The sequence below is a fragment of the Kitasatospora sp. NPDC032757 genome, assembly GCF_055579305.1.
Map to the genome: position 1 here is coordinate 76,319 of NZ_JBVINN010000001.1, position 24,897 is coordinate 101,215.

Sequence of the window (24,897 nt, forward strand, 5' to 3'; positions counted from 1 at the left end):
GCGGTCACCGCCCTTCCGGTCGGGAGAACACGGCGTACCGGAACTCCGCGGTGTGGCCCCGGCCGTCGAGCTCCAGCCAGAGCTGGTCGGGGCCGGGCAGCATCTCGCTGAGCTCGACCTCGGTGACGGCGGATCCGACCGCGCGGCACAGCTGACGGACCAGCAGCGGCGCGTCCAGATCGAGGTAGAGCGGCTTCGGCTCGCCCGGCACCTTGGCGAACAGGTGCCGGGGCAGGCCCAGCCGGTACCGGAGCCCCTGGACGGCGTGGAAGTCCGCCGCGTCGCTGTCACCGGCGCCCGGGAACGGCCGGGCGCCGCGGAGTGCAGTGGCCGGGACCCGCCAGCTCTCGCGCCGCAGCACGATCCGGCCGCAGTTGATCCTGGGCACGTGGTCCCGGTGGCGGGCGCGCAGGCTGACCCCGCCGTAGTGGCGCGGGAATCCGAGCGGTGCGAGCGGGTCCTGCCGGATGCTCTGCCCGCCGGCGGGCACCGAGAGCGGGCGCAGCCGCTGCTCCAGCCCGTCAGCCCGCAGCTCGATCCGCCCCTCGCGAACCAGCAGGTACAGCTGCTGGGGCTGGAGCACCTGCCCGCGGGGTTTGCCGGAGCGGCCCGTGATCTCCACATCGGGGATGGGAAGCAGCAGTTGGGCACCGGTCTTGTTCGGGTGGGAGCGGACCAGGTCGCAGAGCACCTCGTCCGGTCCGAGCATCCGCTGGTAGGCCTCGTGCACCAACGGGCCGAGGTCCGGCGCCCGTTCGGCCAGCAGCGGCGCGTAGCTGGCGTGCGACAGCAGCTCGCGCACTGCATGGCACTCGCCGAGCACGGCCGTCAGCCGGCCGGCCGCGAGGTCGGCCGCACTAGCGGCGGCGAGCAGCACGTCCGGGTTGCACACCACGGCCGGGTCGCCGGGCCGGGCCGCGGCCAGCGCGGTCAGGATGTGCGGGGTCACCTCGATCGCCCGGGCCCCGGGACGGGCGTCCGCCAGCAGCGCGGCGGTGATGTCGTCGTCCAGCGCGAGGAGGTCGCGATCCACCGCATCGCACGAGGCGAGCAGGGCGTCCCGGTCATCGAAGTACCCGGCGTAGAACTCGCCGAGCGGTACGGGGCGTTCGGCCCCGAAGCGGTCGGTGGCCCAGCGGGCGAGGATCTCCCGCTCGCGGCGCATCCGGAGCCGGGGGCCGGCCAGGATCAGGTCGTAGACCGGAGCGAACTCCTCGGCGAGCAGCCGCTGGATCTCGTCGCCGATGGTCAGGTCGGCCACGCGGCTGTGGCCCTCCTCGTAGAAGACCGCGCGGTCCGCGTAGTGCCGTCCCGAGCGGCGGTTGGCGGCGAGGCCGGTGACGGCGGTGAACTCCTCCTTGACGGCCGCCAGCGCGGCGGGGCGCTCGGCCGGTCCGGCCACAGAGAACGCGGCGAGCCGCTGCTCCAGCGAGGCGACCAGCCGGTGTGCCTCGTCAACAGCAGGCGAGTGGCCCGGATCGGGCAGCGCCTCGCGCAGCGCGCGGAGCGGATCGGCGGCACCGATCGGGATCTCGAACCGGTCCACCAGCCAGTCCCGCCGGGCGAGGTCGGCAAGACACTCGTCGAACCCGCCGTCGCTTCCGCTTTCGGTCCCGGCTTCGGGTACGCCTTCGGATACGCCGTCGGATGTGTCTGTGGACGGGCCGAAGGGCCACTCGCGGCGAAGCTCGGCGAGCTGGCGGACCCCGTCGCAGCGCTCCAGCAGCCACTGCTGCCGCTCGGTCAGCCGTTCGTCGGCGGTCCGTTCGAAGCGCCAGTCGGCGAGGAAGCCGGTGGCCGTCGTGGGGGCGTAGAGGGCGAGCCGTCCGGCCTCGGCGAAGGCCAGCGGACGGCGGCGGGGGCGGACCAGGCCGCGCAGGTCGGGATGGCGGCCGAGCACCTCGGCGAGCGCCTCGGCCGCCCAGTGCGCGGCGTGGACCCTGCGCTCCGGCGCGCCGGTGTCGGTCCAGCTCACCCCGGCCGCGCCGGGCACCAGCCGACCGGTGGCGATCGGCCCGAAGTGGGCGGTGGTCTCGTTCTTGGTGGTCACCCGCTGGAGGTAGCGCACCAGCAGGTCGGCCATCCGGCGGTCGGCCTTGCCGAAGCGCGCGCCGTCGCGGTGCTCGTCCAACCAGGCGGCGAACCGGGGGAAGTGGGCGTCGTTGGAGAGCAGCAGCACCTCGCGGAGCGCCGCGTCGGCGCGGAACTCCGCGGCCACGTACCGCCATCCGGCCTCCAGCCGGTCCCGGTGCGCGGTCTCGTACCGCTCCCACCGGTCGACCAGCTCGGCCCGCGCCCGCTCGTACTCCTGGGCGTGCGGCACACTCTCGGGCAGCGCGGCAAGCATCCCGATCCGGGAACCGACCCCCGCCGGTGCGGCCGTTCCGCGCAGCTTCTCCAGCAGTGCCGAGCCTGCCTCGGCGGCCCTTTCGGCGGCCTTGCGCAATGCCGCGGCCTCCAGCCCTGCGTCCTGTTCGGAGAGTGCTTCCAGCAGCTCAACGGGAAAGCCCGCGTGCCGCAGCGCCACCACCGGCAACAGAGACCAGCCATTTCCCGGATTCACGCCCATGCGCCCTTTTCTTTATGTCAATCCCGGTTGGTTCGACGACGGAAGTGGATGGCGAGAAGAGAGAGCGCAGATGTCCGAATTTCGCCGGAATCGACGCCCCCGCGCAGGCAGGCCTGCAGATGCACCAATTGCATCAACTGCACGAGAAATCCCCCTGGTTGCACCCGACCCGTCCGTCACGACGTTACCTGAAGGAAACTCTACTAACAAAGGCCTATCCGATAAGACCCGGCTTCACCGCTTGGGCAGCATCTCACCGGATTGCACCCCGCCCGCACACTTGATGGCGATTCTGCAGGATCATGTCAATCACGTTCGATTTCATTGACAAGTCATGTCAGATGATGGCGGTGGCACTTCCGTTCGGCCCTCGCCCGAATGGCCGGACGACCCTCACACCGCCGAGGCGGAGCAGATCCTCAGCGACAACCTCGCCCCCTGGGCGCAGGCCCTCGGCCTCACCGTCACCGAGACCGGAGCGCAGCACGCCGTGCTGCGCCTGCCCTGGTCCGACCAACTCACCCGCGAGGGCGGCGGGTTGTCCGGGCAGGCACTGACAGCCGCCGCCGACACCGCGACCGCGATCGCCGTCTCGGGGCCTGCGGCGGCGACGGCCCGATGACGACCATTCAGCAGTCGACGAGCTCTCAGCGTGCCGTCCTCGGCAAGGACGTACCGGTCACCGCCAGAGTTACCAAGATCGGACGCCGGCTCGCCTTCATCGACGTCACGCTGACCGCCGAGGGCGAGGAGGAGCCGGCCGCGCACGCCACGACCGTGTACGCCTTCCCGGGCTGACGCACAGACCACCGGATCGGTGATCAACGGCGGGGCTCCGGCAGTCCGCCGGGCCGCACACGCGGATCCACGGCATGAACCTCTGTGACCCGTTCCTGGCCGCCTGGCTGACGGGTCCGCAGGGCGAGGCGCCGGCCACCCCTCCGGTGCCGCTCGCCGAGGGTAGAGGTAGAGGTTCGGCATGCAGCTCTGGGCGACCGGGCTGTTCTGCGGGTTGTCGTCGGAGTTGGGCACCGACTGCGTCGACTTGTCGTCGCGGCGGTCGACCTCGCGACCGGCCGGGAGACCGTGGCCCCCGGCGCCCGCGCCAACCTGCTCCAGCTGCACCCGGACTTCCCGAACATGTGGGAGGCCTGGGACGTGGACCAGTTCTACCGCAACACCGTCACCGGCCTGACCGGGGCCGGCTCGCCGCCTCGTTCCCGCTGGCCGGGGCGGTGCCCTGCGACCTGCTGGAGCGGCCGTGGGACGGCACCCGCGGCGAGCTCACGGTGGACGGGGACGGCGTGGTGCCGGCGCTGCGGCCGTGCGAGCTGCTCACACTGCGGCTGACGCCCGCGTCCGCCTGACGTACGCTGCTCGACTGCCCCCGCCCGCCCGGGCGGGGGCGCTCACCCCCCCGCTTCTCGTTCTGGAGCCTCCCGCGATGACCGTCTCCCCGTCCGCTCCCCCGCTGTTCGCCGCCGTCGACATCGGCGGGACGAAGATCGCCGGAGCGCTCGTCGACCGGCGCGGGGAGCTCTCCCACCGGGTCCAGCTGCCCACCCCCGCCGGGGAGTCCGGCGCGGCCGTGCTGGCCGTCGTGCACCGGGTGCTTGACCACCTCGCCGCAGCCCCCGGGTGGTCCGCGGTGACCGCCGTCGGCATCGGCAGCGCCGGGCCGGTCGACCTCGCCGGCGGCACGGTGAGCCCGGTCAACATCCCCGGCTGGCGGGCGTTCCCGCTGGTCGCCGAGGTGGCCGCCCACCCGGCCGTGGCCGGGGCCGGGGTGCCGGTGGCGCTGGCCGGGGACGGTGTCGCCATGGCCGCCGCCGAGCACTGGCGCGGCGCCGCCCGGGACGCCGACAACGCGCTCTGCCTGGTCGTCTCCACCGGCGTCGGCGCCGGGCTGGTCCTGGACGGCGCCGTCCGCCCCGGCCCCAGCGGCAACGCCGGCCACCTCGGCCACATCACCGTCGACCTCGACGGCGACCCGTGCCCCTGCGGCTCGCGCGGCTGTCTGGAGGGCCTCGCCAGCGGCACGGCCATCGCGCGGCGGGCCCTCGCCCGGGGCTGGCGGCCGTCCGGCGAGGACCGCTCGGCGCGCGCCGTCGCCGCCGACGCGCTGGCCGGTGACCCGGTCGCGCTGGCCTCCTTCGACCGGGCCGCCCAGGCGCTGGCCGCCGGGATCGCCGCCACCGCCGCCCTGGTCGACCTCGACCGGGTGGTGATCGGCGGCGGGGTCGCCGAGTCCGGCCCCGCCCTGTTCGACCCTCTCGCCCGCCACCTCGACCGGTACGCCGCCCTGCCCTACATCCGCGGCCTCGACGTGCGCCGGGCCGAACTCGGCACCGACGCGGGCCTGATCGGCGCGGCGGCCCTCTGCCGCCAGGGTCCGTCACGAGAGAGCCGCCCATGACCACACGCGCCCGCCCCCCGTTCGCGCCGCTCGCCAACCCGGTCCGCGCCTACCCCTGGGGCAGAGCTTCGGCGTAGTCGCCTGATGTCCGTTTTGTGGTCACGCGAGGCCGAGCAGGGCCAGCGGACGTAGTGGGTTGCGGGCGTTGCGACGGAGCGCGGCGGCGATGTTGGTGACGCCGTTCAGCTTCAAGGCGCCGATGGCCAGGTTTCGCCAGGCAGCCATCGCGCGGGGAGCGTTGCCTGTCCGCAACTGCGAGGCGTCCTCGGCGGACGTTGTGTCCCGGACGTGGTGCAGGGCCGCGATGTTCCAGTGATCACGAACCAGCTTCGAGAGCTGGGCCGGGGTGGCCTGCTCGGCAGCGAGGCTCGTGACCGCGTAGACGGATTTGATCGTGGTCTTGCCGGTCTTGCGGTCGGTGCGGCGGCGCTTGATCTGGATGGCCTGGCGGGCGCTGGGGGAACAGCAGGTTATCCACGGTGGCGACCTTGATCCGGCGGATCTCGGACCGTGCGTGGCCGGTCTCCTTCGTGCGGCCCAGGAGCGGGATGTCCATCCAGGGAAGGGACTTGAGCTACCTGCGCAGGCTCTTCTGGTTGCCCTTGACGATCACGATGTAGTGCGCCTTGCGGCCGAGGAGATAGGTGGCGTGCTCGCGCTGGGTGTGCAGCGCGTCGCCGGTGACCACCGTGTCGGCGAGGTCGGCGACGGTGTCCAGCAGCGGCTGGAAGCAAGTGATTTCGTTGGTCTTCTCGCCGACGTCCAACTGGGCCGGGACCAGGCCCGTGGTGTGCTCCACGGCAGCGAGCAGGTGGACCTTGCGTCCACGGGCCTTGGCCGCGCCGCGCAGGCTCTTGCCGTCCACGGACACGCCGCGCAGGCCGGCGCCACCGCTCGGCCGCGGGCGGCGGTCCGCGAGCCAGCGGCCGACCGCCTGGTCCAGTGCGTCGCCGTCGATGCGGGCAAGCAGTCGGCGGACCGTCGACTCCGCAGGCACCGGCCGCCTGGACATCAGCGGACCGAGACGCAGACCGAGGCGCTCCAGGACGTGGGCCGGGGCGTCGGCGATCCACTCACCGACCGCCAGAAGCGAGGTGGCCCCGGTCAGCACGGCGCACGCGGTCAGTGTGAGCACGACGGCCGGGGCGTGGCGCACGCCGCGCGGGTCACGCGGGTCCGGCACCTCGGCCAGCCGCTCCAGCAGCCCCGGGATCTCCTCGGGCCGGGGTTCGGGCTGACAGCGGAGCTGGTCAAGAGCAGGCGGGATCGGCGATGATGCGTCGACAGGCACGGTCTTCCACTCGGATCACGGGGCGTAGAGAACTCCATGATCTTGGAAGCCCGTGCCTGTCTCATCCCCGGGGCTTCCTACCCGACTTACTGGCACAACCTGACCATGCGCCAACTCGCCCCGCTGTCCGGCATCAGGCGAGGCAGAACTCGTTGCCCTCGATGTCCTGCATCGTGATGCACGACTCGTTGACGCCATCGGCGCGCTGCGTCAGCACGTGCTTCGCGCCGAGCGCCATCAGTCGTGCGCATTCGGCCTCGAGTGTGGCCAGGCGCTCGTCACCCACGAGCCCGGCGCCGGCCCGCACACAGAGATGCACCCGGTTCTTGACGACCTTGCCTTCGGGAACTCGCTGGAAGAGCACGCGCGGGCCCAGACCCGAGGGATCAGTGCACGCGAAGTAGACCTCGTCCTCAGGCGGCAGCGAGCGGTGGTACTCCTCCCACGTGGCAAAGTCCTCCGGGACTGTCGGTACGACGTACCCCAGCACCTCGCACCAGAAGGCGGCGAGGCGCGCAGGTTCCGCGCAGTCGAAGGTCACCTGGAACTGCTTGATCGTTGACATCGGCGTACGATAACAGGGGCCCTGCTCATCTCCTCGGGCGGGTGGATCCGCACGTTGCCGGGAGGACGGCCCTGTCATCCGCTGCTGTGTCGTGCGGTCAGCCTCGCGCTTCCACGAAGCGGGCTGTCGAGAACTCCATGATCCTGGAAGCCGCTCCTGTGATGCTTCCCAAAGCTTCGGTTGAGCTGACGGATCGCCATGAACCGGACGTCACTCGACTATGCCGAAGCCCTGACCCCTGGGGCTCCGCCACCGCCGTCCCCGCCCTCACCGGCACCCCGCCCACCGGCGAGCCGCAGGCCGAACTCTGGATGGGCGCCCACCCGTCGGCGCCGTCCCTGCTCGACGACGGCGACGGGCCCTCGCCCGCTGGACGAGCTGATCGCCGAGGCCCCCGAGGCCGAACTCGGGATCGGCACCGTGCGGCGCTTCGGCCCGGAACTGCCCTTCCTCTTCAAGGTGTTGGCCGCCGATCGGGCCCTCTCGATCCAGGTCCACCCCACCCGTGCGCAGGCCAAGGCCGGCCACGCCGCCGAGGAGGCCCGCGGCATCCCGCTCGACGCGCCGTACCGCACCTTCCGCGACCGCGGCCACAAACCCGAACTCATCTGCGCCCTTGGCGACTTCGAGGCCCTCTGCGGGTTCCGCCCTCACCGGCGCCGGCGCGGACCTGTTCCGTGCCACCACCGGCCACTGACCTTGCCGGCCGCCCCGGGGTTCACCGGCGGAGGAGCCGGGTGGGGGCGGCCGGGCCTGGCAGGTCGTCGCGGGGCGCCGCTCCGAGCGCGCCGCCCGGACGACGCCCCGCGACCGGACGGCGGAGCTCCGCGGGGCCGGCGACCAGCGGCGGCGCGCCCCGGGCGGGGCCCGGGTGCCGGCGTGCCCGGGCCGGCGTCGGTGGGCCACAGCCGGCGGCTCCGTTGCCGCTGTCCGTGCCGTGGCCGCTCTCCGTGTCGTTGCTTCCCCTGCTGCCGGCAGCTTCGTCGGTGCCGGCAGGACGCCGTCAGCGCGCCGAGGCGCGGAAGCGTCTGCGCGGCCGGTGTGCCGTGACCGTGGCGCGCGAGGCCTTCACCGGCACCCGCTGGGGCGGCGCCGTAGGCAGCGGATCGGCCGCGGCCCCGCCCGGCACGAACGCCTCGAGAAACCGCCGCTCGGACTGGCTGAGTTTGCGGGAACGACCGGAATCCCGGTCCCGCGCGACCACCACGGTGCGCGCCCGCATATACGTCAGCGGATCGCGGCAGACATTCACCTCGACATGCGCGGAACTGCGGCCCAGCCGTGCCACGGTCAGCCGGACCAGCAGTGGTTCCGACGCGTGGTGGAGCTGCTCCAGATAATCGATCTCATGGCGCGCGATCAGGAATCCGGACGGGAAAAGGGATTCCCGGACGGCGACCGCGTGGTGGCGGAAGAGGTCGTAGATCCCCTCCTGGACGTAGGAGACCAGCCGGGCGTTGTTGATGTGCCCGTTCTCGTCGACGTCGCTCCACCGGGTGGGACAGGTCAGGACATGCACGTTTGGGTGCGGCGCGCTCACTGCTTCTTCAGCCCGGCGTCGCCCTGGCCGCCGGCCCCGGCGGGCAGCAGCGCCCGCTGCAACCTCGCGTAGTAGACGGCGTGTTCCGAAGCCATCCGGGCGGCGGTCCACCCCTCCTCCGCGGCCTCGGCGGCGGCCTGGACGACCAGGCTGTCGAGCACCCCGTCCACGGCGCGGCAGAGCTCGGCCACCGCGGCCAGGCGGTCGGGGACGCCGACGTCGACGCCGCCGGCCCCGCCCCGGGCCGGGAACGCCGCGAGGGAGTCCACGGCGAGCCGCAGCTCGTCGACGGCGTCCGACCGGATCTCCGAAGGGCAATTGCGCACGGTTTTCTCCCGAAAATATACTGCATTGTCTGATGCGTTCGAATACACCGGAGCGGTTCAGGCGCGGATCGCGCAACCCCCCGGTGGAACGGACGCTATCCCAGCCCGGCCACGCCGTCACAGGATTACGGACGTCCACGGGAAACTGCCCACCATTGGAGTAGTTTGCGGGGGCATAAAATCTGCCGCATCATCCGAATGCCCTCCCGGCCCGTCACCCCGCGTCACCACGGGACCGGCCGGGCCCCCGCCGGTCAGCCGGTCCAACTGGCCCACCAACGCGCCTTGTACAGGTGCGTCCCGGACAGCACGCGGACGCCGTCCGGGCGGTGGAAGGTGACCACCGAGGCGCACGAGGAACAGGGCCCGGCACGGTCGGGGGCCGCGGTCAGCAGCCGCCCGGTACCCGGCTCTTCGCCGACGCTCTTGACGTCCCGTCCGGCGGCCTCGGAGCCGAGCGGCACCCGGGTGAAGCGGCCGCCCGCCGGGTCGTACTGCCACACGTTCGAGGCGGCGCTCACCCAGAACCGGCCGGGCGCGGCGAGCACCGGAGCGAGGTCGTGCCCGCCCGGCTCCGGCAGCGCGGCACTGCGGACGGCGGTGAGCTCGGGCGCCGCCGGCGTGCCGCCGACCCGCAGGGCGGTGAGAGCGTCGCCCCCCACCGCCCGGAGCAGCCCGCTGCGCCGGTCCCACTGCACGCCGTGCGCGCCGGGCAGCCGGTACTCGGCGCGGGGCACCACCGTGCGGGGCGGCGGCCCGGCCTGCCGGCGGGCACGCCCGGACGGCCGACGGATCCGGCTCGACGCGGGAACGCCCTGGCCGGGAGACCGGGCTGGACTTGCCGCAATCGCCCTAACCGGCACCGGCCCCGGTGCGGGCGTGGGCGGCGAGGACGGTGTCGAGGAGGCCGGGGAAGCGCTGCTCCAGGTCGGCGGCGCGCAGGGCGGTCAGGCGGCGGTTGGCCTCCTCGCGCTGGCGGACCACGCCGGACTCGCGCAGCACCTTGAAGTGGTGACTGAGGGTCGAGGGCGCGACGTCGACCGGGAAGGTGCCGCAGGCGCGTTCGGTTTCGGCGCGCAGGATGCGCACGATGGTCATGCGGGTGGGGTCGGCGAGCGCGTGCAGCACGTCGAACAGGTCGATCTCCCCGGTCTCGGGGTGCGCGAGCGGCGCCTTGCGCCGGGTGCTGCTGCGGGGCACGGACGGCCCTCCCTGTCAGTCATGTTCGACAATCATCGAAATTGCGTGCTACCAATGTCGCACAGCAATTTCGTCATTCGTCGAACATCGTAGCTGAGGGGCCCGACATGCGCGCACTGGTGATGACCGCACCCGGTGGAGCCGAGAACTCGCAGATCCAGGAGGTCGGGGCGCCGCACCCCGGCCCCGGCCAGGTGGCGGTCGACGTCGCCTACGCCGGGCTGAACTTCGTCGACGTGATGACCCGTCGCGGCGACGCCGCTTACGACTCCGGCTGGCCGTACCTGCCGGGCAAGGAGGTCGCCGGCACGGTCCGGGCGGTGGGCGAAGGGGTCACCGGGCTGGAGGTGGGCGACCGGGTGGTCGCCGCGCCGCCCGGCGGCGGCCTCGCCGAGGTGGTCGTCACCGAGGCCGCCCTCACCGTGCCGGTACCGGACGGACTCGCACTGCGCGAGGCCGCGGCCGCCCCGCTCGGCCTGGCCACCGCCATGCTGCTGCTGACCGACGCGGGCCGCTTCACCGCCGGGGACACCGTCCTCGTGCACTCGGCGGGCGGCGGGATCGGCAGCGCGATCGCCCGGCTCGTGCCGCTGCTCGGCGGCGGCCTGCTGCTCGGTACCGTGGGGCGCCCCGAGAAGGCCGCGGCCGCCGAGGCATCCGGCTACCACCACGCGTACGCCCGTGACGAGCGGCTCCGCGAGGCCGTCCGGGAGGCCACCGGCGGGCGGGGCGTCGACCTCGTCCTCGACCCGCTGGGCACCGAGGCCCTGGAGCTGGACCTCGACCTGGCCGCGGTGGGCGGCCGGATCGTCCTGTTCGGCAACGCGGGCGGCGGCGACATCGGCGCGCTGCCCCCGGTCGGCCGGCTGCTCGCCGGCAACCTCACCGTCACCGGTTTCAGCCACCGCGGCCTGGCCGCCACCGCCCCCGAGCGACTGGGCCGGGCCATCGCCCGGGTCGCCGACCTGCTCGCCGACGGCCGGCTCGCCCTGCCCGTCACCGAGCTGGCCGGCCTCGCCGACGTCCCCGCCGCCCACGACGCCATGGCCGCCGGCCGGGCGACCGGCAAGTACGTAGTGCGCGTGGGCGGTTGAGCGGCGCCGACCGCCACGGAGGACGGGAACTGCGCGGGCGCCGCCCTCGGCTCCCGGAGGACGGACCGCGGCGGCGGCCCGGCAGCGGCTGCGCCTTCGCCTTCGCCTGCCCGTAGAACGGTCAGCGAGGGCCGGTGCGCCTCTCGAGTCGGGTGCCGTGGCGGAGGGTGATCGACATCAGGTCGCTGGGGGCGTCCAGCTCCAGGCGGTGCCAGCGGCCCCGGGGGACGATCGCGGCGGTGCCCGCCCGCAAGCGCACCACGGACTCGTCGCCGCCGGGAGTGGTCGGACGGAGGTGGAGGCGGACGCCGCCGGTCAGGCAGCACACCGCCTCCTCGGCCTCCGGGTGCATCTCCCAGTGGTCGGCGTGGACGTCGGCGTCGGTCTCCGCGTGGAACGTCGCGATCTGCCAGGCGCCGGGGTCGCCGCTCACCATCCGCCGCTCGGCGGCCCGGACGTCGCCGTCGGGGTGGAGTTGCAGCGCCGAGGCGAACAGGTCGACGGGGGTCGTCGTGGTCATGATCGCGTTCCTTCCAGTCGGTTCTCCGCCCGGACGGCGGGTCGCGGGTCAGGTACTCCGGCCCGGCGGCCGGGGAGCACGCCGATCGCCACGGCCGCCGCGAGGACGAAGAGGGCGGCGGTGACGGCGAGGCCCAGGGCGTAACCGTCGTTGAGTGCGGCGGGGCCGGTGGCCGTGCCGGTGCGGTGGGCGGCGACGGTGGCCAGGGCGGCCAGGCCGACGCAGCCGCCGAGTTGGCGGGAGCTGTTGAGGACACCGGAGGCCATGCCGGCCTCGTGGGGGGCGATGCCGGTGGTCGCGGCGGCGGCGACCGGGGCCAGGACGAGCCCGGTGCCGACGCTGGTGACGAGGGACGGGCCGAGGACGTCGGTGAGGAAGCCGCCGTCGGGGCTGATGAAGGCGAACCAGGCCAGGCCCGCGGCCGCCAGCAGCGCGCCGGGCACCAGGGAGGCGCGCGGGGAGCGGGCCGCGGTGACGCGGGTCGCGACGACGGTGCCCGCCACCAGGCCCGCCGAGCAGGGCAGGAACGCGGCGCCGGTCGCCGCAGCGCCCAGGCCCAGGACCTGCTGCAGGTAGAGGGAGACGAGGTAGAAGGCGGTGAACTGCCCGGCCGCGGCCAGGAACACCAGCAGGTTGGCCCCGGCGACCCAGCGGCTGCGCAGCAGGCCGAGCCGCAGCAGGGGCGCGGACGCCCTGGATTCGACGAGGACGAAGGCGGCCAGGAGAACGGCGGCGGCGGCGAGGGTCGCCACCGTGGCCGGGGAGGCCCACCCCCGGGCGTCGGTACGGACGACACCGAACACCAGCAGCCCGACTCCGCCGGTCGCCAGGACGGCGCCGGGCACGTCCAGCCGTTCGCGCCGGCCGGGCCGTGCTCCGGCGGGTACGCCCGCCAGGACCAGGGCGAGAGCGGCGGCCACGATGGGCAGGTTGACCAGCATCACCCAACGCCAGCCCGCGCACTCGGTGAGCAGTCCGCCCGCCAGCACGCCCAGCGCTCCCCCGGCGGCGTTGACCGCGCTCCACACCCCGAGCGCACGGACCCGCCGGGGGCCTTCGGGGAAGGTGCACGGACCCGCCGGGGGCCTTCGGGGAAGGTGGTGGTGAGCAGCGCGAGCGCGGCCGGCGCGGCCGCGGCGGCGCCCAGCCCCTGGCCGGCGCGGGCGGCGACCAGCTGCCAGGGCTCGCGGGCCAGGCCGCCCGCCAGGGAGCAGAGCCCGAAGACGGCCAGGCCGACCAGGAGCAGCCGCCGTCGGCCGTAGAGGTCGCAGGCGCGGCCGCCCAGCAGCAGGAGCCCGCCGAAGGTGAGCGCGTAGACGTGCACGACCCAGGACAGGTCGAGCGCCGAGAAGCCCAGCGCGGTGCGGATCGCGGGCAGGGCGACATTGACCACCGACATGTCCAGGGCGAAGACGAACTGGGCGACGCAAGCCGCCGCCAGCACCGCTCCCGGGCGCCCTCGTAAGTTTTTATACATGTAAGGAAATTAGCGCGGGCGGCCACCGTTGTCGACTCCTCGGGTCGTCGGCGCCTCGGGTCGCCGGCGCCCTCGGGACTGTCAGCGCCTCGAAACTGGCATTGCCCCGGGGCTGTCGGCGCCTCGGGGATGATGGGGGGCATGCCACAACCGCCCGCACCGCGCAGATCCCCCGGCCGCCCTCCCCGCATCTCCCGCGAGGAGGTCATCGGGACGGCCCGTCGGATCGTCACCGAGGAGGGCGTGCACCGGCTGACCATGCGTCGGCTGGCCACGGAGGTCGGCAGTACGCCGATGGCGCTCTACCACCACGTCCGCAACAAGGAGGAGCTGCTCGTCCTGCTCCTCGACGACTACGCCTCACGGACGCTGCGCCGGACCGAACTGCCCGCCCCGCCCCGCGAGCGGATCGTCGCGGCCGCCACCACGATCCACGAGGCGCTCGCCGCCTGCCCCTGGATCGTAGAGGTGCTGACCGCCGACGACCTGATGTCCGCGTCCGCGCTCTGGTTCGTCGAGCAGATCGTCGACGGCCTGGTCGCCTGCGGACTCTCCCCCGAGCAGGCCGTGCACGGATACCGTGCGATCTGGTACTACACCGCCGGAGAGATCGTGGTCCGGGCGACGGCGGCCCGGCGGCGCGCGGACGACGACCGAACGACCTACCGCGAGCGGGTCTTCGCCGAGCTCGACCCGGACGAGCTCCCCCGCCTGGCACAGGTCGCCGGCCGCTGGGCGCCGCTGACCGCGGAGGACACCTACGCGGACGGGCTCCGTGCCCTGATCGACGGCCTCACCGCCACCCGCTGACGGGCCGCTGCAGGACGCCCGCTCGCCCGACCGACCGACCGCCGGACGCCCGCTACCCGCGCCCCGAGATCGCGTCCGCCAGGCGGGCGAGCGGGGAGGTGGTGGGGCGGCCGGTGGACTCCTGGTGGTCGGCGGCGTGGTAGGCCGCGTAGAGGGCGTGGACGCCGAGCCAGCGCAGCGGTTCGGGTTCCCAGCGGCGGACGGTGTGGCCGACCCAGGGCAGGCGGGTGAGTCCGGTGTCGTGGCCGAGGACGAGGTCGCGCAGGGTGCGGCCGGCCAGGTTGGCGGTGGTGACGCCGCTGCCGACGTAGCCGCCGGCCCAGCCGAGGCCGGTGGCGCGGTCGAGCTCGACGGTGGCGCACCAGTCGCGGGGGACGCCGAGCACGCCGGCCCAGGCGTGGTCGATCCGGGCGTCGGCGGCGGCGGGGAAGAAGCTGTCGAGGATCGCGCGGAGCTGGCGGACGGTGGCCGGCTGGGTGGTGCCGTCGGAGTCGGTTCGCGAGCCGTAGCGGTAGGGGACGCCGCGCCCGCCGAGGGCGATCCGGTCGTCGGCGGTGCGCTGGGCGTACATGTAGGCGTGGGCGAAGTCCCCGAGGACCTCGCGCCCCTCCCAGCCGGCCGCGGCCCAGAAGGAGGGCGGCAGCGGTTCGGTGGCGATCATCGCGGAGTTCATCGGCAGCCAGGTGCGCCGTTCGCCGCTCAGCCCGGCGGTGAAACCCTCGGTGGCACGCAGCACGTGGTCGGCGGTCACGGTGCCGTACGGGGTGACGGCCCGGGCGCGGCGGCCCGGTCCGGCGGGGCGGACGGCCGTGACCGGGGTCTCTTCGTGGATGCGTACGCCGAGTGCCCCGACCACCCGGGCGAGGCCGCGGGCCAGTTCGGCGGGCTGGATGCGCGCGCCGTACGGCGTCCAGGTGCCGCCGAGCGCGCCGGCGACACGGATCCGGCCGGCGGTCTCGCGGCCGGTCAGCAGGTGGATGCGGTCCGGACCGTAGGCGGCCTCGGCCGCGGCGAAGGCCTGGAGCCGGGCGAGCTGGGCGGGGGTGCGGGCGACTTCCAGGACGCCGCCACGGACGATGTCCGCCTCGATGCCCTCGGCGGCGGCGGTGTCGGCCACCTCGCCGACCGCGGCGTCCATCGCGCGCTGCATCGCGGCGGCCGGCCCGGGCCCGTACCGGCGGGCGAAGGCGGACCGCCCGGCGAAGCCGTTGTAGAGCCAGCCTCCGTTGCGCCCCGAAGCGCCGTACCCGCAGAAGCGCTGTTCGAGCAGGGTGATCCGCAGCCCGGGCTCGGCCTTCTTCAGGTAGTACGCCGCCCAGAGCCCGGTGTACCCGCCGCCGACGATGCACACGTCGGCGTCCGCGTCGCCCGGCAGCGCCGGCCGGGGTTCGGGCAGGCCGCTGCGCGCGTACCAGAAGGAGACGCCGCCGTTGACGGCCGGGGTGTCGTCGCCGTTGCGGGCCACGGGAACCTGCTTTCGCTCGGTGATCTGCGGGGACGCTACGCCGCGTCCTCCCGTGCGGACCACCACCACGCTGCCAGGATCCGGCCGCCGCGCCCTGCACCCTGTCAGGCTTCCCGGGCGGGTTCGCCGTCCCGCGCCTCGGCACGCCGACGCGGACGCCGGACGGCGGTTCGCCTGGCACCGGCCCCGGGGCCTCCCAGGTCTCCGGTGCCGGGGCGGCGCCGGGCCCGGGCGGGTACCCGCTCCCCGCGACCGCCGGGAGGGGCTGCGAGGGACGGCGCCCCGAGGACGGCCGGGTCACCGTTGCCCGGCCGCCCCCGGGTGGCCGCTCCTGGGGCGGCGGCGGGCGCCGGCCGCCCGGCCGGTCCCGCCTAGCCGATCGTCGAGCCCTCGACGGGTGCGGCGAGCGGGATGGTCTCGCCGGCGAAACCGGTTTTGACGAACTGCCAGGTGAGGCCGGTGATCACGCCCTTGTCGAGCGGCGCGAGCCGGGCGAAGGCGGGCTGACTGAGGTCGATGTGGGTGGAGTCGCAGGACGGACACTGGTCCTTGACGGGCACGGTGACGGTCTTGCCCTGGTAGGTCACCTTGACCGAAATGCCCTTGCAGACAGGGTCGTTGTTCGGGTTGGCGGTGGTCCACCAGGTGTGCGAGACGGCCACCAGCAGCTGGGTGGCGGCGTTGATCCGGGTGCCGCAGGCGCCGTAGCCGGCGTCGTTGTAGTAGGTGGCCTTGCCGTTCATCGGCTTGTTGATCGGGATCGCGGCACTGGCCGAGCCTGCGGTCAGTGCGATCAGCGCGGCGGCGGCGAGCGGCGCGCCGGCCAGGATCCGGGCACTCCTGATGTTGGCGATTCGCATGGTTCCCCTCCGGTTCTTGGTGCGGACGGCATACCGAGCACGGGCGGGGCCGGGGCCTCCCTCACACTCGCCGGATCAGGCCAAGTCGGCGGCGAAGCAGAGGAGTTCGAGCACGTCCGACCCTCCCGGAAAGGGACGCTATGCCGGGCCGGCCGACGAGGTCCAGACCTTTGATGTGTTGTCATGAACACAAGGCAAGATGCTTTACGAACGCGGCCGAAGGCGGGACGATACGTGACCGCAGCACGGGGTGGCGTTGTCAGGGCACGGTCCGCGCCCCAGGAGGCCCCGTGCACCCCACGCTTCGCAGCGCTCTCACCGCCGCGCTCCTCGGCGCCGCCGTGCTGGCCGGCGTCACCCCCGCCGCGACCACCGCCGCACCCCGGGAGGTCAACCAGGGGTACAGCATCCCGGTCGGCGGGGTGACCGACCTCGGCGCGCTGCCCGTCCTCGGCAGCCTCGGACTGGACTTCGCCCGCCTGCTCGGCACATGAGGCGCCCCCACGCGGGCGCCACTCCGCCCCGGCTCCACCCTCCCCGACTCCGCCCGCCACGACTCCGCCACCCCACCGGAGCGGCGGCCGCTGACGGCGTCAGACCTGGCCGAGCGCGAACAGGGCGCCGGAGAGCGGGTGTTCGGCGGTCCGGGCGGTGGTGATGTAGAGCGTGCGCAGGTCCGGGCCTCCGAACGCACAGCTGGTCACGCGCGGCACCGGGAGCTCCACGGTGGCGAGCAGGTGTCCCTCCGGCGAGAGGCAGTGGACGGCGGCGCCGTCCCAGAACGCCACCCAGAGGTTCCCGGCCGCGTCGAGGGTCATGCCGTCGGGCAGGCCCGGCAGGTGGGAGACGTCCAGCGAACGGATCCGGCGGCCGACCGGGCCGTGCTCGGGGTACTCGTAGAGGTCGATCCGGCGGGTCGGGGTGTCGATGTGCCAGAGCCGGTCCGGCTCCGGCCAGGCCAGGCCGTTGGGGACGGACAGCCCGTCCAGGACAGGCCGCGCGACACCGTCGTCCTCCAACCGGTAGAGCGGGCCGGGCTGCCAGGGCTCGGCCCGCTGCATGGTGCCGGCGACCGGGCGGCCGTACGGGTCACAGGCGCCGTCGTTCATCCGGCGCTCCGGCCGGTCGGCCTCGACCGGGGCGAGCAGCTCGGTGCGCCCGGTGGCCGGGTCCAGCAGCTCGAAGCCGCGTTCGGTGGCCAGCACCGGCCGGCCGTCCGGGCGGAACATCAACGCGCCGGGGGTGACGGCGAGTTCGGTGACGCCGACACGGCCGCTCGACGCGTCCAGGGTGAGGACGCGGCGGTCGCGGATTCCGATCCAGTGGAGGCGGCCCTGGGAGGCGTCCCAGCGCGGGCCCTCGCCGAGGGCGAGTCGCGGGGTCTCGGCAACGGGTTCGGCACGCATCGGGCTTCTCCTCGGGGATGTCAACGGGATCTCAAGGCAGCAGGGCCTCGGGCAGCAGGGCCGCGCTCGGCTCCGGGTCGGTCCAGACGTGCCGGTGACGCTCCACCGGGACGATCCCGGCGCAACGGCGTTGCACCGCACCCTACGTGGTTCCGCTCGAACGGCGGCGGTGCGGGTGAGCGCCGGCCGCGCGGCCTTGGTGACGCCGGACCCCGGCGCCATCGCGCACCTCGCCTCCCCACACGCGTTCGGCACCGTGCCGGGGTTCGCCGCCTTCGCGGGCGTGCAGCAGTTCCAGGCTCGGTACCGTCCTCCTCGCCCGGGCCCAGGGCGTGCCCGGCAGCGCCGCGGAGCGTCTCCGGGGTTTCTTCCGCTCCGAGAGTCAGTAACTCCGACAGGCCCGTTACAAGGCCGATCGGCACCGCGAAGCTCTCCCGCCATCGTCCGGCCATCGGCCGCAACAGGGCCGCCACACTGCGGCAACACCCCTGCTCAGCAGGCAAGATGGCGATTGACAGCGGGCGTCGGCGTTCAGCACGATGAGCGCCGAGCCCACTCGCAGCACGCCGGAAGGAGGGCCGATGACCACCGTTCGCCACGTCCCGTGCCCTGCCTGTCCCCGCCCTGCCGCGGCCGTCGCCGCAGCCTCTGTTGTCGCTGAAACGCTCACCTGCTGAACGGCTGAACCTCCGAAGCCCCAACCTCTGAGTCCCTCACGGCCCGGCCGGCCGGCCTGGCTCGCCGGACGGGCTCCGTCCATGGCGCGGCGCCGAGCCCTCACGTCCAGCGCCATCCGTTCTCCCCGCGAAGCCGCGAACCCACGAGCCGCTGCACCGCGCACTCCGTGCACGCCGGCGCCCTGCCCCACTCCCCACGGCCTGCACGCGCCCCCTGCCCTTTCACCTGTCCCGCCCCACCCGAAGTCACACGAATCCACGCGATATTCCACGACATCACGCGAAAGCCGAGGTACCGCCATGACAGTCCGTCGCCTACCTCTCCACCCACCCCACCTTCGCGGCGGCCCACACACGCCCACCGCACACCCCGCCGCACACCCCGCCGCACACCCGGCCGCTCCGCAGCCGCTCACCCGGCCGGCCCCCGCCCCCGGGGCCGGCCGGGTTAGGCTCGTCCCGTCCGCACGGCACACACTCAGGGGGGACCTGTGATCGGCGAACTGCTGCCCGAGACCGTCGTGGTGGAGGTCGCGTACGACGACCCGCCGCAGGCCCGGCTCGAACCGGAGGAAGAGGCCGTCATCGCCCGCGCCGTCGACTCCCGGCGGCGCGAGTTCACCACCGTCCGCCACTGTGCCCGTCTCGCCCTGGGCCGCCTCGGCTTCCCCTACCGCGCCCTCGTCCCCGGCCTGCGCGGCGCCCCCGGCTGGCCCGACGGCGTGGTCGGCAGCCTCACCCACTGCGCCGGGTTCCGCGGCGCCGCCGTCGCCCGCGCGGGCGACGTCGTCTCCCTCGGCATCGACGCCGAGCCCGCCCTCCCCCTCCCCGAGGGCGTCTTCGAGGCCATCGCCCTCCCCGCCGAGCAGAAGCGCATCGCCGAGCTGCTCGCCGAGCACCCCGACACCCCGTGGGACCGGATCCTGTTCAGCGCCAAGGAGTCCGTCTACAAGACCTGGTTCCCGCTCACCCACCTCTTCCTCGACTTCAGCGAGGCCGACCTCACGCTCGGCACCGACGGCACCTTCCACGCCGAACTCCTCGTCCCCGGCCCGGTGGTCGACGGCCGGCGCCTCGGCTCCTTCACCGGCCGGTGGACCGTGCGCAACGGCCTCCTCGCCACCGCGATCACCGTCCTGCCGTGACCGTCACCTACGTCGTCGACGGCACCCGGATCACCACGCTGGAGGACTTCTGGGCCGAGGCCGGCCGCTCCATCGGCTGCGGCGGCTACTTCGGCCGCAACCTCGACGCCTTCGCCGACTGCCTCCGCGGCGGCTTCGGCACCCCCGACGACGGCGACTACGTGATCGAGTGGCGTGACCACGAGACCTCCCGCCACCACCTCTCCTACCCCGAGACGGCCCGTCAGCTGGAACTGACGCTCGCCCGCTGCCACCCCGGCAACCGCGACCGGGTGGCCGCCCGCCTCGCCGAGGCCCGGGCCGGCCGGGGCCCGACCGTCTTCGACTGGCTGGTCGAGATCATCGAGGACGAACTCCCCGGCGGGCTGCGGCTGCGCTGACCCGGCGGTCCGACGAACGGGGGCCGGCCGGCCGATGCCGTGCCGCCCTCCGTCAGTACGGGCACGTCCTCCGCCGGCGTCGCCCGTCGCCCGCCGTTACCGGTCTTCGACCCGGCTCCGCCCTTTACCTCGGCAAGACCGGAGATGGCCGTTTCCGATCGATTTGTGCCTTCCTCGCGACAGTGTCGTAACAGGCGTGCTCGGGCGGCCGGACCGCCTCCGAGCTGCGGCTATGCTGTGCGGCGGCCTTGACGGGCCGTGAGTGAAACGGGGGCAGGACAATGACCGACAGCACAGGAACGGGCTTCACCGCCCACCCGGAGAAGCTGGACTCGGCGGCGGGCAAGCTGACCACCGCGGGCAACGACGTGGGGACGATCCGCGACACCCTGGGCCGGCTGAGCATGTCCGGCGAGGACACCTTCGGGCCGTACGGCGCACCGGAGGCGGCGAAGGCCTTCTGGTCGGCCTGGCAGGACGAGCTGGGCGTCAACACCGACGCGCTGCACGACCTCGGCGACAAGGTCGGCAAGACCGCCGCCAACTACGCGGGCGTGGACGGCAAGATCTCCCAGCACCTCCAGGCGCGGTGACCGGTGCCCGACCACGACGCACATCCGCTGGGCATCGACCCGGGCAGCCACCGGGCCCAGGTCGAGCGCCTCAAGAAGACCATCGACGAGTCGCACGGCATGTGGGGCGCCGGCGACCTCAAGTACGCCGTGCACGACGCCCTGCAGCTCGACGCGCCGAAGGGGGACCCGGGGAAGCTGGGCGAACTGGCCGCCGCCTACCACAACGCGGGCAGTCAGCTCGACCAGGTCCAGCTCGAGGTCGCCCGGACCGCGTCCGAGCGGCTCCCGGAGGCCTGGACCGGCCAGGTCGGCGAGAAGGCCGTCGAGGTCGTCAAGGCGTCCGCCGACGACCTGCAGCGCTGCCGCGAGACCCTGGCCAAGGGGCACGACCAGCTCAAGGCGCTCGCCGGCTCCCTCGGCGAGGCGCAGTCGCTGCACGGCCAGGGCGACGCCCCGCTGCGGGAGGCGCTCGGGCTGCTGCACGACATCACCGTCGGCGGCGCACCCGACCCGGTGCACTGGGACGACGACAAGATGCACTCGGCCCACGCCAAGGCCAAGGACGGCATCAAGTCGATGTTCGACGCGGCAGTGAAGGCCGAGGACGCCGGCCGGGCCGCGGCCCGCGAACTGAACGGGCTGGCGGGCAAGGCGCTGGCCGGCAAGTTCAAGAACAAGGGGCTCGGCGCGGCCGACAAACTGGTCCTCGTCGACGCCTCCCTCCTGGGCAGCGACAGGGCCGGTGCGATCCTCACCGCCAACGACGTGACCCGGGCCGGCCAGTTCATGGACAGGATGAGCGACGCCGACCGGGCCCGCTTCGACGAGCTGCTGGCCGGCGCGAAGTCCCCGGAGGAGCGCGCCTACCTGATGAAGGCGCTGGCCGCCGGGCACAGTTACGACGAGGTCAAGGCCTTCGGGGCGCAGATCCACGAGCACGGCGACGACCCGAACTGGCTGGCTCAGCGGATCTCCCCGGTGCAGCTCACCTCCCTCTCGTCCGACACGAACGGCACCGGCTACGGGGGCGTCGGCTGGGGTCAGGGCCAGCACCCGACCTGCGTCGCCGCCTCGACCGTCACGGCCCGGGCGATGGTCGACCCGATGTTCGCCTTCCAGCTCACCACCGGCGGCCACCCCGGCGATCCGAAGTTCGACAACGGCCAGGCAGCGAAGGACCGTTGGGACAAGGAGACGAACCGGGTCTACGACGAGCGCAGCTGGTGGGGCAGCTGGCAGGACGGCATGTCCGACGGCGACTCCAAGGACGTCGCCAACGACGAGATCGGCAAGCACACCGGCGCGAGCTACCGCACCGTGGACCTGGAGGGCGCCGAGCAGCGCCGCGACGTGCTCGCCAAGGTCGAGGAGGCGGTGGACCAGGGCAAGCCGGTGCCGGTCGGCGTCAAGGAGGACACCTGGTTCCGTCCCGACGGCCACCAGATGATGATCATCGCGCACCGCGGCGACCAGCTGGAGATCTACAACCCCTGGGGTTACACCGTCTGGGTCAGCGAGAGCGACTTCGTCAACAACCGCATGGAGGGCGCCGCCGCCGGTGGCGGAATGCCCGTCGCCGACCACGTCCAGCTCCCCAAGTGAGGCCGCTGTGAGCACTCCGCAGTCCATGAGCGACAGCCAGCTGGCCGCGCTCGACATCGAGATCCTGCTGCGCTTCGGCCTGCCGTCGGAGGGGGCGCACCGCTCGGCCCTGTTCGGGGACGGCGCGGTGGCCGCCGCCATCGCCGCCGACCGGCTGGGCGTGCTGCCGCGTGCGCTCGTCTTCCTCGGCGAAGTGGTCAAGGCGGGCGGCACCCGCTACGCGGCCGGTCTGCCCGAACCGCTGCCGGGCCCGGCAGCGGCCGTGGCCCGGGGGTGGCTGGAGGCGGCCGCGATGGTCGTCCAGGACCCCTCGGGGGACTTGCTGGTCGCCCGCTGGCTGGACGCGGTCGCCGCCGTCCTCGCCCTGCGGGTGACCAACCGGGAGGCGACGTCATGACGCGACGCCGGATTCTGCTGACGGTGGCCGGCGCACTGGTCATCGTGGTCGCGGCGGGAGCGGTGGGAGTCCACCTGCTGACCCGGGGCAAGCTCGACCACGGCAAGGTGTTCACCGCGGCGTCGGGACAGCTCACCGTCAAGCCGGGGCAGCTGTTCTCGATCGAGGTCGACGCGCACCCGTCCTGGGGAGACGAGTGGACGGTGGCCCTGCCGCGCCCCGACACGGCCACGGTTCAGGTGTCGGACGAGGAGTACGTCGCCAACCTCCACCTCCTCGGCAGGTCCGGCGGCGTGTTCGGTTCGGGCGGCCGCCACTTCTTCGTCTTCCGCGCCATGGGCCCCGGCCGGACGGAGATCGCCCTGCACAACCTTTACGCGGGCGGGGTGATCGCGCCGCCGGCCGACATGGCGCCCGAACAGGTCGACCGCCGCTTCACCGTGGACGTGCGGGCGTAGGGCGGGGCCTTCGGACGGACGCGCTGTGGGGGCGGGCCCCTACGGCGCGTCCGTCTGCTCAGCCCAGCACGTCCGAGAGCCGGACGAAGCGCCTGCCGTCGGCCAGCAGCGCCGGGAGGGCGGCGGCGAAGCCGGGGGCGGTGCCGCCGGCGGGGTGGTTCATGTGGGCGATGACGATGCCGCCGGGCGGGGTGGCCGCGACCTCCTGGCGGACCTGGCTCCCGGTGAAGGTGGCGCCGCCGTCGGCGTTGACGGTGAAACCGGCAATGCGCTGTCCGACGTCGGCGGCGATGCGGGCGGCCACGTCGTCGTAGTGGGCGGTGCCCGAGCGGAAGAAGCGGGGCGGGTGGCCGAGCAGGGCGGCGAGCTTCTCCCTGTTCCCGGCGACCTCGTCGTACGCGTCGGCCGCGTCGCCGGTGCCGGCGATGCCGTAGGCGGAGCGGCCGGTGACGGAGAGGGGGCGGTGGAGCGTGCCGTGGTTGGCGATCTCGAACAGCGGGTCGCCGGCGAGGCTCCCGAACTCGGCGGGGTTGGCGTCGATCCAGCGGGCGTTGAGGAAGAGGGTGGCGGGGACGTCGTGGCTGCGGAGGAGCTCGATGAGGTCGGCGTCGTAGCCGGAGCCGCCGGGCCCGCCGCAGGCGTCGAAGGTGAGTGCGGTGGCCTGCTCGCCGTCGGGCAGTGCGGTGATCACACCGGACACCTCCAGGCCCCAGTCGGCCGGCTCGACGGCCCCGTACCGGTCCACCGCCACGGCCCGGGTGAAGGCGGGACCAGCGGGCGCAGCCGGCGCGGCCTGCGCGACCTGCGTCACCGGTGCGGACGGCGCGGCGGAGACGACCGGTGCAGCCGGCTCCGGGGTGGCCGGCGCCGTCGGCGCGGACGGCTCCGGGGTGGCGGGAGCAGCCCCGGCCGGCACCGCCGCCATCACCCGTTCGGCGGGCCTTGCAGTCGCCTGACACCCCGCCAGTGCGCTCCCGGCCGCAACGATCAGCAGTGTCCGCCGACTCAGCGACATGCCCGCCTCCACATATATCCGACATTCCGCTCATCTGTTTCTATGAACCGATCGATCGTCACCCGCCGCAACCCCACCCGGCCGTCCCGGCACCCGCCGCCTCGGGCGCCCCGCCGGCCCGGCCACCGTCGGTTGCGGCGCCCGTCCATTCCGGCACCCGTCCGGTCCGGCACCCCGCACAGGGAGTCCCCGATGCCCGCCACCCCCGCCACCCCCGTCCCCCTGCTCACCGGCCTCGCGCTCGGCGAGTCCCCCCGCTGGCACGACGGCCGGCTCTGGGTCTGCGACTGGGGCGCTCAGGAGCTGCTCACCGTCGACGGGGACGGCGCCGCCACCGTGGCCGCCCGCATCCCCTCGTTCCCGTTCTGCATCGACTGGCTGCCCGCACCCGACGGCCGCCTGCTCGTCGTGGCCGGCAGCGACCGGCAGCTGCTGCGCCGCGAGGCGGACGGCGCGCTCACCGCGTACGCGGACCTGCGGGCGGTCTGCGACCGGCCGTGGAACGAGGTGGCCGTGGACGGGCGCGGCAACGCGTACGTCAACTGCATCGGGTTCGACCTGATGGGCGGCGAGGACGCAGGGCCGGGGCTGCTCGCGCTGGTCACCCCGGACGGGGCCGTCCGGCAGGTGGCCGGGGACCTCGCCTTCCCCAACGGGATCGCCGTCACCCCGGACGGCTCGACGCTGATCGTCGCCGAGTCGTACGCGGGCCGGCTCACCGCGTTCACCGTCGCGCCGGACGGCGGCCTGACCGACCGGCGGGTCTGGGCGGCGGTCGAGGGTTCGGCCCCGGACGGGATCGCCCTGGACGCGGAGGGCGCGCTCTGGTTCGCGGACGTGCCGAACCGCTGCTGCGTCCGGGTGCGCGAGGGCGGCGAGGTGGTGCAGCGGGTCACGCTCGACCGGGGGTGCTTCTCGTGCGCGCTGGGCGGCCCGGACGGTCGGACGCTCTACCTGACCGCCGCCGAGTGGCCGCCGCCGGAGGGCGCCCGGACCGGGCAGGTGCTGGCCGTGCCGGTGGACGTCCCGGGTGCGGGCGGTCCGGGTGCGGGCGGTCCGGGGCTCCTTCACTGACCCGCCGTACGCACGTGGGGCCCGGCTCACCGCGG

25 protein-coding genes and 4 pseudogenes are annotated in these 24,897 nt (G+C 73.9%); 15 read left to right on the plus strand and 14 right to left on the minus strand.

Annotation, left to right across the window (positions count from 1 at the left end; all coding sequences use genetic code 11):
• Positions 1-4 precede the first annotated feature (4 nt).
• Positions 5-2,569 carry a lantibiotic dehydratase gene (locus ACZ5WK_RS00400; protein ID WP_465543440.1) on the minus strand — a complete coding sequence of 855 codons (2,565 nt, stop codon included), beginning with the start codon at positions 2,567-2,569 and terminating at the stop codon, positions 5-7.
• Positions 2,570-2,903: 334 nt separating this feature from the next.
• Between ACZ5WK_RS00400 and ACZ5WK_RS00405 the strand changes: the two are divergent.
• The 4 genes and pseudogenes from ACZ5WK_RS00405 to ACZ5WK_RS00420 all read left to right on the plus strand — a co-directional run bounded on the left by ACZ5WK_RS00405 (position 2,904) and on the right by ACZ5WK_RS00420 (position 4,985).
• Positions 2,904-3,367 (plus strand): annotated as a pseudogene (locus tag ACZ5WK_RS00405) (PaaI family thioesterase).
• A 195-nt stretch (positions 3,368-3,562) separates the two neighbouring features.
• Positions 3,563-3,772, plus strand: a pseudogene (locus ACZ5WK_RS00410) (hypothetical protein); the annotation flags it as partial.
• A 32-nt stretch (positions 3,773-3,804) separates the two neighbouring features.
• Positions 3,805-3,936: a hypothetical protein gene (locus tag ACZ5WK_RS00415; RefSeq protein ID WP_465543442.1), complete on the plus strand. Its 132-nt coding sequence runs from the start codon at positions 3,805-3,807 to the stop codon at positions 3,934-3,936.
• 77 nt (positions 3,937-4,013) lie between these two features.
• Positions 4,014-4,985: an ROK family protein gene (locus tag ACZ5WK_RS00420; RefSeq protein WP_465543444.1), complete on the plus strand. Its 972-nt coding sequence runs from the start codon at positions 4,014-4,016 to the stop codon at positions 4,983-4,985.
• 99 nt (positions 4,986-5,084) lie between these two features.
• Here ACZ5WK_RS00420 and ACZ5WK_RS00425 read toward each other — a convergent pair whose 3' ends face one another.
• The 3 genes from ACZ5WK_RS00425 to ACZ5WK_RS00435 all read right to left on the minus strand — a co-directional run bounded on the left by ACZ5WK_RS00425 (position 5,085) and on the right by ACZ5WK_RS00435 (position 6,841).
• A complete protein-coding gene (locus tag ACZ5WK_RS00425) occupies positions 5,085-5,210 on the minus strand; it encodes a hypothetical protein (RefSeq protein WP_465544369.1) in 126 nt (41 codons plus the stop codon).
• Positions 5,211-5,559: 349 nt separating this feature from the next.
• Positions 5,560-6,276 (minus strand): ISAs1 family transposase, encoded by a 717-nt coding sequence (locus ACZ5WK_RS00430; protein WP_465543446.1) that lies wholly within the window; start codon positions 6,274-6,276, stop codon positions 5,560-5,562.
• Positions 6,277-6,409: 133 nt separating this feature from the next.
• A complete protein-coding gene (locus tag ACZ5WK_RS00435; protein WP_465543448.1) occupies positions 6,410-6,841 on the minus strand; it encodes a VOC family protein in 432 nt (143 codons plus the stop codon).
• Positions 6,842-7,002: 161 nt separating this feature from the next.
• Between ACZ5WK_RS00435 and manA the strand changes: the two are divergent.
• Positions 7,003-7,489 (plus strand): annotated as a pseudogene (gene manA, locus ACZ5WK_RS00440) (mannose-6-phosphate isomerase, class I); the annotation flags it as partial.
• Positions 7,490-7,844: 355 nt separating this feature from the next.
• Here manA and ACZ5WK_RS00445 read toward each other — a convergent pair.
• The 4 genes from ACZ5WK_RS00445 to ACZ5WK_RS00460 all read right to left on the minus strand — a co-directional run bounded on the left by ACZ5WK_RS00445 (position 7,845) and on the right by ACZ5WK_RS00460 (position 9,907).
• Positions 7,845-8,381, minus strand: coding sequence for an acyl-CoA thioesterase (locus ACZ5WK_RS00445; RefSeq protein ID WP_465543450.1), 537 nt, complete (start codon positions 8,379-8,381; stop codon positions 7,845-7,847).
• Positions 8,378-8,707 carry a hypothetical protein gene (locus ACZ5WK_RS00450; protein ID WP_465543452.1) on the minus strand — a complete coding sequence of 110 codons (330 nt, stop codon included), beginning with the start codon at positions 8,705-8,707 and terminating at the stop codon, positions 8,378-8,380. Before ACZ5WK_RS00450 ends, ACZ5WK_RS00445 begins: the two co-directional genes overlap by 4 nt.
• 254 nt (positions 8,708-8,961) lie before the next feature.
• Entirely contained in the window at positions 8,962-9,444 is a 483-nt protein-coding gene (locus ACZ5WK_RS00455) for a DUF6528 family protein (RefSeq protein ID WP_465543454.1), read from the minus strand.
• 115 nt (positions 9,445-9,559) lie between these two features.
• Entirely contained in the window at positions 9,560-9,907 is a 348-nt protein-coding gene (locus ACZ5WK_RS00460; RefSeq protein ID WP_465543456.1) for an ArsR/SmtB family transcription factor, read from the minus strand.
• A gap of 107 nt (positions 9,908-10,014) precedes the next feature.
• Here ACZ5WK_RS00460 and ACZ5WK_RS00465 point away from each other — a divergent pair, with 107 nt between their 5' ends.
• Positions 10,015-11,001 (plus strand): quinone oxidoreductase family protein, encoded by a 987-nt coding sequence (locus ACZ5WK_RS00465; protein ID WP_465543458.1) that lies wholly within the window; start codon positions 10,015-10,017, stop codon positions 10,999-11,001.
• A gap of 121 nt (positions 11,002-11,122) precedes the next feature.
• On the opposite strand, the gene ACZ5WK_RS00470 is transcribed toward ACZ5WK_RS00465, so the two are convergent.
• Together ACZ5WK_RS00470 and ACZ5WK_RS00475 are read right to left on the minus strand one after the other, a co-directional pair.
• Entirely contained in the window at positions 11,123-11,521 is a 399-nt protein-coding gene (locus tag ACZ5WK_RS00470) for a cupin (RefSeq protein ID WP_465543460.1), read from the minus strand.
• Positions 11,518-12,998, minus strand: a pseudogene (locus ACZ5WK_RS00475) (MFS transporter). The gene ACZ5WK_RS00470 and the pseudogene ACZ5WK_RS00475 overlap by 4 nt, the downstream one beginning before the upstream one ends.
• A gap of 141 nt (positions 12,999-13,139) precedes the next feature.
• Between ACZ5WK_RS00475 and ACZ5WK_RS00480 the strand changes: the two are divergent.
• Positions 13,140-13,808, plus strand: a complete 669-nt coding sequence (locus ACZ5WK_RS00480; protein WP_465543462.1) for a TetR/AcrR family transcriptional regulator — start codon at positions 13,140-13,142, stop codon at positions 13,806-13,808.
• A gap of 52 nt (positions 13,809-13,860) precedes the next feature.
• Here ACZ5WK_RS00480 and ACZ5WK_RS00485 read toward each other — a convergent pair whose 3' ends face one another.
• The gene (locus ACZ5WK_RS00485) at positions 13,861-15,273 is read right to left on the minus strand and encodes an NAD(P)/FAD-dependent oxidoreductase (protein ID WP_465543463.1); all 1,413 of its coding nucleotides are present in this window, start codon (positions 15,271-15,273) and stop codon (positions 13,861-13,863) included.
• A 371-nt stretch (positions 15,274-15,644) separates the two neighbouring features.
• On the minus strand, positions 15,645-16,133 hold the full coding sequence (locus ACZ5WK_RS00490) for a cysteine/serine endopeptidase inhibitor (protein ID WP_465543465.1): 489 nt from the start codon (positions 16,131-16,133) through the stop codon (positions 15,645-15,647).
• Positions 16,134-16,423: 290 nt separating this feature from the next.
• Between ACZ5WK_RS00490 and ACZ5WK_RS00495 the strand changes: the two genes are divergently transcribed.
• Entirely contained in the window at positions 16,424-16,627 is a 204-nt protein-coding gene (locus ACZ5WK_RS00495; protein WP_465543467.1) for a hypothetical protein, read from the plus strand.
• A 99-nt stretch (positions 16,628-16,726) separates the two neighbouring features.
• Here ACZ5WK_RS00495 and ACZ5WK_RS00500 read toward each other — a convergent pair whose 3' ends face one another.
• Complete coding sequence (locus tag ACZ5WK_RS00500; protein WP_465543469.1) at positions 16,727-17,539, minus strand: SMP-30/gluconolactonase/LRE family protein; 813 nt, start codon at positions 17,537-17,539, stop codon at positions 16,727-16,729.
• 1,168 nt (positions 17,540-18,707) lie between these two features.
• Between ACZ5WK_RS00500 and ACZ5WK_RS00505 the strand changes: the two genes are divergently transcribed.
• The 6 genes from ACZ5WK_RS00505 (at position 18,708) to ACZ5WK_RS00530 (ending at position 22,773) form a co-directional block, all read left to right on the plus strand.
• Complete coding sequence (locus ACZ5WK_RS00505; RefSeq protein ID WP_465543471.1) at positions 18,708-19,361, plus strand: 4'-phosphopantetheinyl transferase family protein; 654 nt, start codon at positions 18,708-18,710, stop codon at positions 19,359-19,361.
• On the plus strand, positions 19,358-19,741 hold the full coding sequence (locus tag ACZ5WK_RS00510; protein WP_465543473.1) for a barstar family protein: 384 nt from the start codon (positions 19,358-19,360) through the stop codon (positions 19,739-19,741). Before ACZ5WK_RS00505 ends, ACZ5WK_RS00510 begins: the two co-directional genes overlap by 4 nt.
• Before the next feature lie 281 nt (positions 19,742-20,022).
• On the plus strand, positions 20,023-20,334 hold the full coding sequence (locus tag ACZ5WK_RS00515) for a WXG100 family type VII secretion target (protein WP_396321022.1): 312 nt from the start codon (positions 20,023-20,025) through the stop codon (positions 20,332-20,334).
• A 3-nt stretch (positions 20,335-20,337) separates the two neighbouring features.
• On the plus strand, positions 20,338-21,918 hold the full coding sequence (locus ACZ5WK_RS00520; RefSeq protein WP_465543475.1) for a putative alpha/beta hydrolase: 1,581 nt from the start codon (positions 20,338-20,340) through the stop codon (positions 21,916-21,918).
• A gap of 25 nt (positions 21,919-21,943) precedes the next feature.
• Entirely contained in the window at positions 21,944-22,315 is a 372-nt protein-coding gene (locus ACZ5WK_RS00525) for a hypothetical protein (RefSeq protein ID WP_465543477.1), read from the plus strand.
• Positions 22,312-22,773, plus strand: a complete 462-nt coding sequence (locus tag ACZ5WK_RS00530) for a protease inhibitor I42 family protein (RefSeq protein ID WP_465543479.1) — start codon at positions 22,312-22,314, stop codon at positions 22,771-22,773. Before ACZ5WK_RS00525 ends, ACZ5WK_RS00530 begins: the two co-directional genes overlap by 4 nt.
• Positions 22,774-22,831: 58 nt before the next feature.
• Here ACZ5WK_RS00530 and ACZ5WK_RS00535 read toward each other — a convergent pair whose 3' ends face one another.
• A complete protein-coding gene (locus ACZ5WK_RS00535; protein WP_465543481.1) occupies positions 22,832-23,788 on the minus strand; it encodes a polysaccharide deacetylase family protein in 957 nt (318 codons plus the stop codon).
• Positions 23,789-23,980: 192 nt separating this feature from the next.
• Here ACZ5WK_RS00535 and ACZ5WK_RS00540 point away from each other — a divergent pair, with 192 nt between their 5' ends.
• Positions 23,981-24,862 (plus strand): SMP-30/gluconolactonase/LRE family protein, encoded by an 882-nt coding sequence (locus ACZ5WK_RS00540; protein ID WP_465543483.1) that lies wholly within the window; start codon positions 23,981-23,983, stop codon positions 24,860-24,862.
• Positions 24,863-24,897: the final 35 nt, after the last annotated feature.